Origin of the sequence: Streptomyces sp. NPDC091280 (genome assembly GCF_044768565.1) — a bacterium.
In the GTDB taxonomy this organism is placed as follows: Bacteria; Actinomycetota; Actinomycetes; order Streptomycetales; family Streptomycetaceae; genus Streptomyces.
In genome coordinates, this window is the sequence record NZ_JBIVUZ010000017.1 from 75,115 (window position 1) to 88,060 (window position 12,946).

Sequence of the window (12,946 nt, forward strand, 5' to 3'; positions counted from 1 at the left end):
TCAGATGGTTACTTCGGGCTGGACGGCCGCCCCCGCTCAGGCGACCTCCCTCCGCCGTCGCGGCGCCGTGCTCGAACGCGCGATCCTGGACGCCGCACTGGAGCAACTCGGTACGGTCGGATGGAACGCCCTGACGATGGAAGGCGTCGCCGCCGGCGCCCAGACGGGCAAGGCCGCCGTCTACCGCCGCTGGTCCTCGAAGGAGGACCTCGTCGCGGACGCGTTGCAGGCCGGACTGCCGAGCCTGGACGAGGCGCCGGACCTCGGTGATGTGCGCGCGGACCTGCTGGAGCTGTGCACGCGGGCGCGCGACGCGATGTTCTCGCGCCCAGGGTTCGCCCTGCGCGCGGTGATTCACGAATGCGACATGGCGCAGGCGGAGCGCTTCCACGGAGTGATCATCGAAGGGGTCGTGGAACCGACGCTCCGACTGCTCCGTCAGGCCGTCGACCGTGGAATCGAGCGGGGCCAGGTGCGCCCCGAGGCGTCCAACGCCTATGTCTTCGACGCCATACCGGCGATGATGATGTACAGATCGAAGGTGTGCGGCAGCGAATGGAGCGACCAGGAGATCGAGGAAATGCTCGACCAGTTGATGCTCCCGCTGCTCCGGCCGAACGGTGACTGAAGCCGGGCCCGGACGGACTTGAGGGGGACAGGGCAAGGCGGGGTGTCGCGGGGGGTCCCGGGCGGCGTACCCTGAGGTCGCCATGCCGTACGAACCACCTACTCACACCGTCGAGCGCTCACTTCGCGCCACGACCGGAGCCAAGGTCATTGCCGGCGTCGACGAGGTGGGGCGCGGCGCGTGGGCCGGCCCCGTCACCGTCTGCGCGGCGGTCACCGGACTGCGCCGACCCCCCGAAGGACTCACCGACTCCAAGCTCATCGCGGTCAAACGGCGTGCCCAACTCGCCGAAGAACTCCGCAAGTGGGTCACGGCGTACGCCCTGGGCCACGCCTCCCCGGAGGAGATCGACGCCCTGGGCATGACGGCCGCCCTGCGGCTCGCCGCGGTGCGTGCCCTTGAGGCCTTGCCGGTTCGCCCGGACGCGGTCATCCTCGACGGGAAGCACGATTACCTCGGGACCCCTTGGCGGGTTCGCACGGTGATCAAGGGCGACCAGTCGTGCGTGGCGGTGGCCGCCGCTTCGGTGATCGCCAAGGTTCAGCGCGACAAAATGATGGCCGAACTGGGCATCGACCATGCAGACTTCGCTTTTGCGGCCAACGCCGGGTATCCGTCACCGGTGCACAAGGCCGCGCTGGAGGAGCGGGGCCCCACCCCGTACCACCGGTTGTCCTGGGCGTATCTTGATGCGCTGCCCCAGTGGCGGCACCTCAAGAAGGCCCGCAGCTGGGCGGAGGGAAACGTTCCGGAGATCGAGGGGCAGCTCGGCTTCGACTTCTGAACGTTCCGCTCGCACTCATGTGCCACCCGCCGACGCCAGTCGCGCCAACGTTTGATAAAAATCAGCTCATGCCTCTCATTCCCGAGGAGCCTCAGATTCACGAGAGTGCCCAGGGTCCCCGCGCCACTCCGGCCAGTGGCCGCGTCGCGCCGACCCCCCGTCCCGTACCCGGCCCCCGCCCCGCGGCGCCGTCGCGTCCCGGTCGCCCCGGCCCCCTGCGGCCCACGGCACCGGCGCAACGCACGCCGCGTGACATGGCCGCTGTGAAGCCCGGACCCACGGGTCCGGCTGCCCCCGCCGCCCCCGGCACCGCTGTGGCGACCCCGCAGATCCAGCTCGTCCCGGCCTCGGCCGAGGGGGCGCTGGACGCCGCCGAGGAAGCCGTCGACCTGCTGCTGGAGTCGGGCCGTACCCCTGGTGACGTGCTGGTGATCACCACCGGCGAACCGCACCCGTGGGCCGCCCACGAACTGTCCTTCGGTGAAGCGTCCTACTGGGCGCAGCACGACGCGCGCGACGACGTCTTCTACGCGGACGCCGCCGTGGCGGGCCGGGCGACGTCCCGACCCGTCGTCGTGGTCGCCGTCAACGGAGGCCCGGACGCCGTTGCCGCCACCGCGCTGCCCCTGGCCCTCGGCCGGGCCGGCACCCTGCTGATCGTCTGCGGCGACCCGCAGCAGATCAACTCGGTGTTGGGCGCGGGCGTCTGAGAGCCGTCTCCGGAACGCTCGGAGGGCTCTCAGCGGCCGACGGCGGCCACCCCCGGCGCCGTCACGTCGTCTGTGCACGGTGAGCGCTTCGCCGTGCCCGGAAGTCCGGGCGCGGTCGACGAAGGGCGCTCTCCGAAGGGTGCCTTCCGCAGGAGTTCCGTCGCGTTCCGTTTCGTTCCGTGTACGACGACCCGCTCGGGCCGGAGTCCCCGCTCGGGGGCGGCTCGGCGTCGTACGCACTCTCCCGTCGCGCTCTCGTACCGCCGTACGGTCCGGGCGTGGTGCCCGGACCGGGTCTCAGCGGGCCGCGGCGCGGCGCAGTACCTCCGAGGCGGCGCCACCGGTGCGGGGCAGCAGGGGCGGCACCTCGGACATGGAGAAAGGTTCCGGCGTCGAGTCGGCGCTCGGGCGTCGGCCGCCGCGCCCCTCACCGAGCACCTGCCAGCCGTCCCGCGTCAGCGTGATGTACGCCCCGCAGCGCAGCCCGTGCAGAGTGCAGGCGTCACGCAGCCCCCACATCCACGCCCCGTCCTCCTCCGTCCAACGCGCGTCGCCCTCACGGCAGTAGAGCAGCACGGCGGTGCGCACCGGAGTGCGGCGCCGCAGGTCGTGCGGGATCACCCGGCGCAGCTGCGCGAGCAGCGCGTTGCGGAACATCCAGCCGTCGGCCGGGGCCGACCGGCGGACGAACGAGGCGCTCGCGAGCAGCCGTTCGTCCGGGTCGAGGACGGCCACGATCGCGGTCGCCGGTCTCGGGCGGTGCCGGGAGTGCAGCCCGCTGACGACCTCGCGGGGATTGCGCAGCAAGGGGATTCCGGCGGCGGCCCACTCGGAGGGTTCGAGCATACGGGCCAGAGGGTTGGCGGAAGCGGCGGACAGGTCGGCTGACGTCGACGTGGATGCCGCGGAGGACGGAGCGAATCCGAAGGTCACGGTCCTCCCTTCGGCTACGCGCCCACACTGCGGGCGAGGTCGGATTCGGGGGAGCGCACACCGCAGCAGAGCCCTACCGGATCACGGACGAACCGTGCGGGGAGCGGACTCCAATTCTTGCTGTCGAACTTGGATGCGGCAACGAGCAAATGGGGCCACAGCCCCTTATCTGATGGTGTGTGGCTTATATCCCTACCCAATGCGTCGTCCGGCGACGCCTGGGACGGCCGAGCACGACACTTTCGTACGCCATTGAGGTGCGAAAGGTCTAGAGGGAGCAGGTCGGCCCCGGTACGCGGAGCGCCCGGGGCGCGCGGGCGGGAAGGCCGGAAGCGCCTCTTCCCCGCGCGGAGGATTGGGCCGTTGTCAGTGGCGTGAGGTTGCATGGAGGCATGAACAACCAGGAGCTGCGTGCCGAAGCCGACGCCATCCTCGCCGAGCTGGTCGGCGATCCGAGCGGTACGGCGCGGCTGCGCGAGGACCAGTGGCAGGCGGTGGCGGCCCTCGTGGAGGAGCGCCGGCGTGCGCTGGTCGTGCAGCGGACCGGCTGGGGCAAGTCGGCGGTGTACTTCGTCGCCACCGCCCTGCTGCGCAGGCGCGGCTCCGGGCCCACGGTGATCATCTCGCCGCTGCTGGCCCTGATGCGCAACCAGGTCGAGTCGGCCGCACGGGCCGGAATCCGGGCGCGCACCATCAACTCGGCCAACCCGGAAGAGTGGGAGAGCATCTACGGAGAGGTCGAAAAAGGCGAGATCGACGTCCTCCTCGTCAGCCCGGAGCGGCTCAACTCCGTGGATTTCCGCGACCAGGTACTGCCCGAACTCGCGGCCACGACCGGCCTCCTGGTGGTCGACGAGGCCCACTGCATCTCCGACTGGGGACACGACTTCCGCCCGGACTACCGCCGGCTGCGGGCGATGCTGGCCGAACTCCCCACCGGCGTACCGGTGCTGGCCACCACGGCGACCGCCAACGCGCGCGTGACCGCGGACGTGGCCGACCAGTTGGGCACCGGCGCCGGCGAGGCCCTGGTGCTGCGCGGCCCGCTGGAACGGGAGAGCCTGCGGCTCGGGGTGGTCCGGCTCCCGGACGCCGCACACCGCCTGGCCTGGCTGGCGGAGCACCTCGACGAACTGCCGGGCTCGGGCATCATCTACACCCTCACCGTGGCCGCCGCCGAGGAGGCCACCGCCTTCCTGAGGCAGCGCGGCTTCAAGGTCGCCTCGTACACCGGGAAGACGGAGAACGCCGACCGGTTGCAGGCCGAGATCGACCTCCAGGAGAACCGGGTCAAGGCACTGGTCGCCACATCGGCCCTGGGCATGGGCTATGACAAGCCCGACCTGGGCTTCGTGGTCCACCTCGGCTCGCCGTCCTCGCCGATCGCCTACTACCAGCAGGTGGGCCGGGCCGGGCGAGGCGTGGCGCACGCGGATGTACTGCTCCTGCCGGGCAGGGAGGACGAGGCCATCTGGCGCTACTTCGCCGATACGGCCTTCCCGCCCGAGACACAGGTCCGCCAGACCCTCTCGGCCCTCGCCGACGCCGGACGGCCGCTGTCCGTACCGGCCCTGGAGACGGCCGTGGACCTCCGGCGCAGCCGCCTGGAGACGATGCTCAAGGTCCTCGACGTCGACGGAGCCGTCAAGCGGGTGAAGGGCGGCTGGGCGGCCACGGGCACCGAGTGGGTGTACGACGCCGAGCGGTACGCCTGGGTGGCCAAGCAGCGGGCGGCCGAGCAGCAGGCCATGCGCGACTACGTCAGTACGTCCCAGTGCCGGATGGAGTTCCTGCGCCGGCAGCTCGACGACGAGGGAGCGGTGCCCTGCGGCCGTTGCGACAACTGCGCGGGTGCCTGGATCGCCTCCTCCGTGTCGGCGGAGGCGCTGACCGGAGCGACGAAGGAACTGGACCGCCCCGGCACGGAGATCGAGCCGCGCCGGATGTGGCCGACCGGGATGGCCGCACTGGGTGTCGACCTCAAGGGCCGTATCCCGGCCAAGGACCAGTGCTCCACAGGTCGTGCCCTGGGGCGGCTCTCGGACATCGGCTGGGGCAACCGGCTGCGCCCGCTGCTCGCCGAGCACGCACCGGACGGCCCGGTCCCCGACGACGTCCTGAAGGCAGCGGTGGCGGTCCTCGCCGACTGGGCGCGTTCTCCTGGGGGTTGGGCGCCGAACGTCCCCGACGCCTCCGCCCGTCCCGTGGGAGTCGTGGCCCTACCGTCGCTGGCCCGTCCGCAACTGGTCGGATCCCTCGCCCAGGGCATCGCGACCATCGGCAGGCTCCCGCTCCTGGGCACGCTGACGTACACCGGCCCGGGCGGCACGCACGCGGCCCGCCGCAGCAACTCCGCCCAGCGCCTCAGCGCTCTGTCCGACGCCTTCGCCGTCTCCGAGGAACTGGCCGGCGCACTGGCCGCCAACCCCGGCCCCGTCCTGCTCGTGGACGACTACACCGACTCCGGCTGGACCCTGGCGGTCGCCGCCCGCCTGCTCCGCCGGGCAGGCAGCGACCAGGTTCTGCCGCTGGTCCTCGCTGCCGCCGGGTGAGGAGCGGCGCCGGGATCCGTGACACCGGGCGGCCGGGCGCGAGACTCCGGCGCCGATGACCGGAGGGCCGCAGGGCCCGATGGCACGGTCGCCCAGGCCGACTTGACCGCACCGAACCCCATGTGACGTGCCCCTGACCGGACTTATCCACAGGCTCAAGCGGAATCGGGCAATTCGCGAGATCGTCAACGCATGACGAACCACAGCGAAACGACTGGATCCTCCGAAAACGGCGACATCGAGCCCACCGCGTACGACCGACACGGCGCCGATCACCAGGTCACCCTGCGCACCCCGGCCGAACTCGCCGACGCCCTGCCCTACCTCCTCGGGTACCGCCCCGAGGACAGCATCGTCCTCGTCGCCCTGCACGACCGCGACGGCCGGGGCCGGTTCGGCGGCCGGGCCAGGCTCGGCATTCCCGCCGGCCCGGACGACTGGGCCTCCGTGGCACGGCAGTTGGCCCACGGCCTGGTGACCGGCAGCGAGCGCAGGGGCAACCGGCCCGAGCAGATGATCGCCTATGTCTGCCAGGAACCGGCGCCCGGCGAGACGGGCCGCCAGGTCATGGAGCGTCTGCGCCCACTGGTGCAGAAACTGCGCACCGAGTGCGGTCGTCTAGACGTGACGGTCATCGAGGCTCTCTGCATCTCGGACGGCCGCTTCTGGTCCTACTGCTGCCCGATCGAGGGATGTTGCCCGGTCGACGGATCCTCGATGAGCCTGCCCGGCACCTCCGTGCTGGCCGCCGCCGCGACCTACGCGGGACTCCAAGTGCGCGGCACACTGCGCGAGTTGCGCAGCAGGCTGCTGCCGTGGGAAACGGCCGCCGCGCTGGAGCAGGAAACCGCCCTGGACGCGGCGGGCATGGCCCTGGTCCCTCGAATCCTCGACGAGGCCCACCGAGTCGACGTGGCGCGGGAGACGCTGGACCTCGCCCAGTTGATCCTGCGGAGGTTCGCCGAGGCACTACCCGTGTCCGGCGCGCTCCACTCGGACCTGCGCGACGACGCCCTGCTCGCCCATGACGAAGCGGCCACCCTGATCCTCGGCCTCCAGGACCGTACGACCCGCGACCGCGCCGCCGAGTGGATGGAAGGCGACGAGGCGCTCGCCGCTCTACGGCTCTGGCGCGCGCTGGCCCGCCGCTGCGTCGGACCCTACGGCGAGCACGCGGCGGCGCCCCTCACCCTCGCGGGCTGGGTCGCCTGGTCGACCGGCGACGACCTGGAGGCCCGAGAGGCCTTGGCCATGGCCCTGGGCGCCGACTCCGACTACCTGTTCGCCCGCCTCCTCCACCAGGCCTGCAACGAGGGCCTGGACCCGGAGTCGATCCGCCGCTGCCTGCGCGCGGAACGTCAGGACCGTACGGGGGAGGAGGCCAGTGGGGCGGGCGACTCGGGGGTTGCCGAGGGTTCCGTGCCGCAGGTTCCGGGCGGTCCAGGTGATGTCCCGGCGCTGTCGGTATCACCTGCCTCGCCGACATCGCCTACGGCCTCTCGTCGTCGACGCCGCGCACGTACCGCCGACGGAGCCGAGGGCCGTCCGCGTGCCGCGGAATCGGTCGGCTCCCGTCCTCGTACACCGGCCCAGCGCACCGCACGTCCGGGCGGCACGCGTGCGCACACCTCGGGGAAGAGCGGTTCGCGGCGCCGTGACACCTGCTCGGAGCTGCCTCTGCCGGGGAGCGACGGGATTGAGGGGGACGGGTGATCAAGAAGTGGGGGAGGTCGGAGTGGTTGGCGGGGTGGGGGATCGGTGCCACGTGTCTGCCCTCCTCGCCGCGCCGCCATTCGGTCGGCTTCCAGGGCTGCGGGCGTGACCAGGAGGAGTCCGGCTCCGTTCACCTGAGTGGCGGAACGCCTGATCGGGCCGTGTCGCCGTACTGCCCTTGTCCTCCTGGGACTCTCCACCCGGCGCCGAACCCGTGCGAGGCGCACAGAGCGCAGAAGAAGCCGCCCATGCATCCGCCGACTCCGCCCTTCGACGCCGATGACCGCCCCGACTCCGGTGCTCCGGAGTCGCCCGCTGACCAGGACCGGCGCCTCGCCTCCCTCACCGGCCAAGCCGGACGCTTGTCGCAGCCGTCGCAGCCGTCGCAGCCGTCGCAACGTCCGGAGGAAGGCGTGGTGCCCGGGCACATCCGCCGTCCGCCGCCGGCTCCGTCCCGGTCGCCGTCCCCGCTCCGGTCCTCCTCCCTCTCCCCGCCGCACAACCCCTTGCCGCACACGCCCCGTCCGACGCCCCGCCGTTCCGTCGAACTGCCGCCCACCCACGACACGTTGATCTGCGTCGCCCTCCCGGGGCTCGCCGTCTCCACCGAGCAGGGGCAGTTGAACGGCCGGGGACTTGAGGGGATCTACCGCGCGGGTCGGCGGGTGCTCTCCCGCTGTCAGGTACGGGTGGCCGGACGGGAGCCGCTGGCGGTGCAGGCCAGGATGACGGGGGCCGACCGCGCGCGGTTCGTAGGCACCGTACGGGTCGCCCCCGACTGCGGCCCGGACCCCGACCTGGTGGTCGAGCGGATCCGGCACGCCGACGGTACGGAGCGCATCACACTGCGCAACGTGTCTCGGCGCCCGCTGCGTCTGCCGGTCGAGGTGGCGCTCGGTACCGACCTGGCGGACCTGGGCGCTGTCGCGGCGGGCGGCGCGGGACCCGAACTGCCCGCCACCGTGCACGACTCCGGACTGCGCTGGTCCGGTCCCACCGGGAGCTCGACGGTCACCGCCGACCCGCCACCGGCCGACGCGCTGGCCTCCGCAGGGCTGCTGCGCTGGGAGTTCGAACTGCCACCCGGCGGCACGGCGAGCGTGGAACTGCGAGTACGGCCGGACGGCGCCGGACCGGTCCGAGCAGTCGGCCACGGGGGAACCAGCCCACTGGCCTCCGCGCGGGCGACCGGTGACGACCTCCGAGTCCAGACGCTGCTGCGAACCAGCGTCGAGGATCTCCAGGCACTGCTGCTGCGCGACCCCGCGCACCCCTCCGACACACACCTCGCGGCCGGGGCGCCCTGGCGGTGCGGTCTGGCCCCGGCGGAGTCGCTCACGGCGGCCCGCATGGCGCTGCCCCTCGGTACGCGGCTCGCGGCGGGCACCCTGCGGACGCTGGCTCGGACTCAACTCACAGGCCCCGGAGCCCAGTTGGGCATGATCCTGGGGCCGCGCCGGGACGCCGGCGCCCAGTTGCCGCCGGGCTGCACGGGGATCGAGGCGACTCTGCTCTTCCCGGTGCTGCTCGCGGAGGCCCGCCGTTGGGGGCTCCCGGAGCGGGAGACACAGGAGTTGCTGCCTGCCGCGGAGCGCTGTCTGACGTGGCTGCGGACCACCGTGGGCGACGGTACCTATCTGCGCGACCCGCACCCTGGCGGACCGGTGCGCTGCGAGACACAGGCCCGCGCCCACCGGGCGGCACTGCTCGGGGCGGATCTGTTGGACGCGTTCGGCAGACCCGGCGGTGCCGGACTCCGGCAATGGGCCGAGGAGTTGCGCACCGCCTTCCGCGCGGACTTCTGGATCGGCGACCTGGGCGGTGGTCGCCCGGCGGCGGCCAGGCTCCCGGACGGACGTCTCGTGCCGCACTTGGGCGCGACCGCGGCCCATCTCCTCGACACCGGACTGCTCGGCGGTGGCGAGTACGCGCCCGGCCTGCTGGACAAGCCACGGGCCGAACAACTCGCCCGGCTGCTCGGCGGCCCGGCCATGGACTCGGGCTGGGGACTGCGCGGCCTGGGCGCGAAGGAACCGGGATTCAGCCCGTTCGGCCACCGGAGCGGGGCCGTGCGGGTGCAGGAGACCGCGATCGCCGTCGCGGGCCTGGCCGCCGGCGGCTACGAGAAGGAGGCCACCTCGCTGCTGCGAGGCGTGCTGGCGGCGGCCGAGGCGTTCGGCCACCGGCTCCCCGAGATGTACGCGGGGGAGCAGCGCACGGACGGGAGCGCTCCCCTGCCGCACCCGGCCGCCTGCCGTCCGGCGGCCACGGCAGCCGCCGCCGGAGTACTGCTGCTGACCACCCTCGCGGGCATCCGCCCCGACACCCCCGCCGGGACCGTCACCCTCCGACCGGTCCGCAGCGCGCCCCTGGGCGAGCTCGGCCTGACGGGACTGCGGATCGCGGGCGCCCCCTTCTCCGTACGGGTCGGTCGGCTCGGTGTCGCCATGGTCGAGGAGGCGGCCGACGGGCTTCAGTTGGGGGTGTGACCTCGTACGAGTCCAGGTCGGCCGAGGGCCGGAAAGGGAGGACGACCGCGTATCGCACCGAAGTGGATCAGTCAGGGCGGTACCGACGAAGGGAGTGTTTATCGTCAGGCAGACGACTATGATCGCCGCATGTCCTACGACCCGTCAGCGTATCCGCCCTTCGCCGTCACCGTGGACCTGGTCGTGCTGACCGTGCGCCGCCATGCTCTGTGCGGGCTGGCGGTCCGCAGGGGCGAGCCGCCCTTTCAAGGGCGCTGGGCGCTACCCGGCGGCTTCGTCCGGGCCGACGAGGATCTGGCGCAGGCCGCCGCCCGCGAACTGGCCGAGGAGACGGGACTGCGCGCCCACGACCCGGCGGTCCCCGTCCAGGACAACGGGGCGCATCTGGAACAGCTCGCGACCTACGGCGACCCCAAGCGCGACCCGCGGATGCGAGTCGTCAGCGTCGCTCACCTCGCACTCGCTCCCGACCTGCCCGCACCACGCGCCGGCGGTGACGCCAGCAACGCGCGCTGGGCACCCGTCGAGGAGTTGCTGCAACAGGGCGGGTTCGGGCGTGACGGCGACCCGGTGGCACCGCTCGCCTTCGATCACGCGCAGATCCTGTCCGACGGGGTGGAACGCGCCCGTTCGAAGATCGAGTACTCGTCCCTGGCCACGGCGTTCTGCCCGACCGAATTCACCGTCGGCGAACTGCGCCGCGTCTACGAGGCGGTGTGGGGAGTGGCGCTCGACCCGCGCAACTTCCACCGCAAAGTGACCGGCACGCCCGGCTTCCTCGTCCCGACCGGCGGCACGACGACCCGTCAGGGCGGACGCCCCGCACAACTGTTCAGGGCGGGCGGGGCCACTCTGCTCAACCCGCCGATGCTGCGCCCCGAGGTGTGACGCCGTAGCACCTGCCCAGGGTGATCAACCCTTGCGGAGTGGGTCGTTCGGTACCCAGAAAAACGGACATAGCGCGCTATCTTGCTGTGGGTGATCCAGGCCTTCGGACTGACCAGCAACGCCCGCAAGGAGCATCCCCCCGCCGTCGACGACGTCTCCTTCGAGGCCCGTGCGGGCAGCGTCACCGCACTCCTCGGAGCACCGGGCGCGGGCAAGACGACCGCGCTCAGGCTCATGCTAGAACTCCAACAGGGGCGTGGAATCACCTACTTCAGGGGCCGCCCCCTGCACCGTATCGCCCACCCCTCGCGCGAGGTCGGCGTGCTCCTGGGCGACGTACCGGGACACCCGGCCCGCTCGGTCCGCGGTCATCTGCGGATGCTGTGCGCCGCGGCGGGAGTTCCGGCCCGGCGGGCCGACGAGGTCCTCGAAGTGGTCGGCCTCGTCAGCCTGCGCGACGAACGCCTCGGCAGCCTCGCCCGTGGCATGGACCGCCGCCTCGGCCTCGCCTGCGCTCTGCTGTCCGACCCGCACACGCTGGTGCTGGACGAACCCGCGGACACGCTCTCCACGCGCGAAAGCCGTTGGCTGTACGGCATGCTGCGCGCCCACGCCGCCCAGGGCGGCACCGTCCTGTTCAGCACGGCCGAACCCAAGGTGGCGGCCCGCAGCGCCGACCGGGTCGTCACCCTCGAACAGGGCAGACTCGTCGCCGACCAGGAGGCCGGCGACTTCGCCCGTACCCGGCTGCGCCCCCGCGTCGCGGTCCGCAGCCCGCATGCCGCCCGCCTCGCCGCCCTCCTCACCAAGGAGGCCCGCACCGCGCACCGCTCCGTCGAAGTCGTACGGGAGGCGGGCAACCGCCTTTCCGTGTACGGCAGTACGTGTGCGGACGTCGGCGAGACGGCGTTCCGGCACGACATCCTCGTACACCAACTCGCCGACGAGATCGGCGACATGGGACCCGGCGCCGGAACATCCCTTCGGGGAGAGCCGGACACCGGCGACGAGCCGCGAGTGCCGGCCCCCTCTGCCCCGTCGGCTCCGGCCGTGACGGCATCGCCTCTCCCGGACATGCCGTCCTCCGAGGTTCCGTCGCCGCCGATCACCCCTGCGCCGCCCGGCCCCGACCCCTCCGCCGTCGAAAAACCGGAGCCCGCCGCGCAGAGCCGCTCGCCCTACGAGGCGCAGACGGCGGCCGGCAATCCCCTGCGGGACACCGCCGTTGCCCCGGAGGTCCAGCCGGGCAGCGCAAGCCTCCCTGTGACGCCAGGTCCCCGCGCGCCGAGTCCCGCCCGCTCCCGACTGGTGCCTCTGATCGACCCCGAAGAGGCAACCGGCACCCTTCCTCTCGCGCGTGCCCCGCGCCCCTCGCGAGCCGCCACCCTCGACACCCTGTCCCCGCTCCCGCCCCCCATCTCCGTCCGCTCCGCCCCCAGTCCGCTGCGTCCGCTCCGCTACGAGCTGCGCCGTGCCACCGGTATCGGCACCGGGTTCCTGACCGGTGCCGCCGTACTCGTCGTGTCCGCCCTCACCGCACTGCTGTCGGCCCGTGTCGGGCACACCCCGCAGCCGCGCCTGCTGGCCGCGTGGCCACGCGAACTGCCCCTGCCGCCCGCGGCGCTGGGCGCGGGACTGCTCGGGGCGTTCGCCTTCGGCGACGAGTTCCGCCACCCCGCCCTGGCGGCGGACCGCGGCACCGTCCCCCGGCGGATGGGGCTGCTCCTCGCGAAGCTCCTCGTCGCCGCGGCCACCGCGCTGCTGCTGGGTTTCCTCACGGTGGGCTGCGACGCCGAATTGCTCTATCTCGTATACGGACGGGAGATCGCGCAGGTTCCCGCCGACTGGCTTTCGACCGGCGCGAGTTGGACCGGCCTCCTCGTCGGGTGCGCCTGGGCCGGAGTGCTGGCCGCGGGCATCTTCCGGTCCACCACCGCAGGGCTCGCCGCCGTGGTCGCCGTACCGGTTCTCGTCGTACCCCTGGTGCACAAGGCGCTGGAAGGGTCCGCCGTGCGCGCGGCGGCGGGCTTTCCGCTGCGGTTGCGGAAGGTCTTCCTGTTGCAGTGGCCCTTCGGGGGCGAGCGGTATCTGTCCGCGGCGGCGCGCGTCGTCGTCCAACCCGTGGGCGGGGCACTGGCGTTGTCGCTGACCGCACTGCTCTGCGCGTATCTGCTCACGACCCTGCGTAGCAGGGTCCGATGACGACCGCGCGCGCCCTTCGGGTACCGCTCTGCGCACAACTCCCCGGA

9 protein-coding genes are annotated in these 12,946 nt (G+C 72.6%); 8 read left to right on the plus strand and 1 reads right to left on the minus strand.

The genetic code is table 11. The features are described from left to right. Positions 1-4 precede the first annotated feature (4 nt). The 3 genes from ACIQPR_RS40885 to ACIQPR_RS40895 all read left to right on the plus strand — a co-directional run bounded on the left by ACIQPR_RS40885 (position 5) and on the right by ACIQPR_RS40895 (position 2,122). The gene (locus tag ACIQPR_RS40885; RefSeq protein WP_403659842.1) at positions 5-628 is read left to right on the plus strand and encodes a TetR/AcrR family transcriptional regulator; all 624 of its coding nucleotides are present in this window, start codon (positions 5-7) and stop codon (positions 626-628) included. 82 nt (positions 629-710) lie between these two features. Next, the gene (locus tag ACIQPR_RS40890) at positions 711-1,412 is read left to right on the plus strand and encodes a ribonuclease HII (RefSeq protein WP_403659845.1); all 702 of its coding nucleotides are present in this window, start codon (positions 711-713) and stop codon (positions 1,410-1,412) included. Positions 1,413-1,480: 68 nt separating this feature from the next. Then, positions 1,481-2,122, plus strand: coding sequence for a hypothetical protein (locus tag ACIQPR_RS40895; protein ID WP_403659848.1), 642 nt, complete (start codon positions 1,481-1,483; stop codon positions 2,120-2,122). A 297-nt stretch (positions 2,123-2,419) separates the two neighbouring features. Here the strand turns inward: ACIQPR_RS40895 and ACIQPR_RS40900 are convergent, their stop codons facing one another. Then, a complete protein-coding gene (locus ACIQPR_RS40900; RefSeq protein ID WP_403659851.1) occupies positions 2,420-3,055 on the minus strand; it encodes a hypothetical protein in 636 nt (211 codons plus the stop codon). Between the two features lie 392 nt (positions 3,056-3,447). Between ACIQPR_RS40900 and ACIQPR_RS40905 the strand changes: the two genes are divergently transcribed. From ACIQPR_RS40905 to ACIQPR_RS40925, 5 genes are all read left to right on the plus strand, one after another. Then, positions 3,448-5,607 (plus strand): RecQ family ATP-dependent DNA helicase, encoded by a 2,160-nt coding sequence (locus ACIQPR_RS40905; RefSeq protein WP_403659854.1) that lies wholly within the window; start codon positions 3,448-3,450, stop codon positions 5,605-5,607. A 192-nt stretch (positions 5,608-5,799) separates the two neighbouring features. Next, positions 5,800-7,320, plus strand: coding sequence for a DUF4192 domain-containing protein (locus ACIQPR_RS40910; protein ID WP_403659857.1), 1,521 nt, complete (start codon positions 5,800-5,802; stop codon positions 7,318-7,320). Between the two features lie 548 nt (positions 7,321-7,868). Further along, positions 7,869-9,809, plus strand: coding sequence for a glycogen debranching N-terminal domain-containing protein (locus ACIQPR_RS40915; RefSeq protein WP_403660285.1), 1,941 nt, complete (start codon positions 7,869-7,871; stop codon positions 9,807-9,809). A gap of 129 nt (positions 9,810-9,938) precedes the next feature. Then, the gene (locus tag ACIQPR_RS40920) at positions 9,939-10,697 is read left to right on the plus strand and encodes an NUDIX domain-containing protein (protein WP_200716443.1); all 759 of its coding nucleotides are present in this window, start codon (positions 9,939-9,941) and stop codon (positions 10,695-10,697) included. A gap of 90 nt (positions 10,698-10,787) precedes the next feature. Continuing rightward, positions 10,788-12,899 (plus strand): ATP-binding cassette domain-containing protein, encoded by a 2,112-nt coding sequence (locus ACIQPR_RS40925; RefSeq protein ID WP_403659860.1) that lies wholly within the window; start codon positions 10,788-10,790, stop codon positions 12,897-12,899. Positions 12,900-12,946: the final 47 nt, after the last annotated feature.

Bases quoted from the DNA above. Each gene is read 5' to 3' on its own strand.
- ACIQPR_RS40885 (WP_403659842.1), top strand. From the start codon at position 5: ATGGTTACTTCGGGCTGGACGGCCGCCCCCGCTCAGGCGACCTCCCTC.
- ACIQPR_RS40890 (WP_403659845.1), top strand. From the start codon at position 711: ATGCCGTACGAACCACCTACTCACACCGTCGAGCGCTCACTTCGCGCC.
- ACIQPR_RS40895 (WP_403659848.1), top strand. From the start codon at position 1,481: ATGCCTCTCATTCCCGAGGAGCCTCAGATTCACGAGAGTGCCCAGGGT.
- ACIQPR_RS40905 (WP_403659854.1), top strand. From the start codon at position 3,448: ATGAACAACCAGGAGCTGCGTGCCGAAGCCGACGCCATCCTCGCCGAG.
- ACIQPR_RS40910 (WP_403659857.1), top strand. From the start codon at position 5,800: ATGACGAACCACAGCGAAACGACTGGATCCTCCGAAAACGGCGACATC.
- ACIQPR_RS40920 (WP_200716443.1), top strand. From the start codon at position 9,939: ATGTCCTACGACCCGTCAGCGTATCCGCCCTTCGCCGTCACCGTGGAC.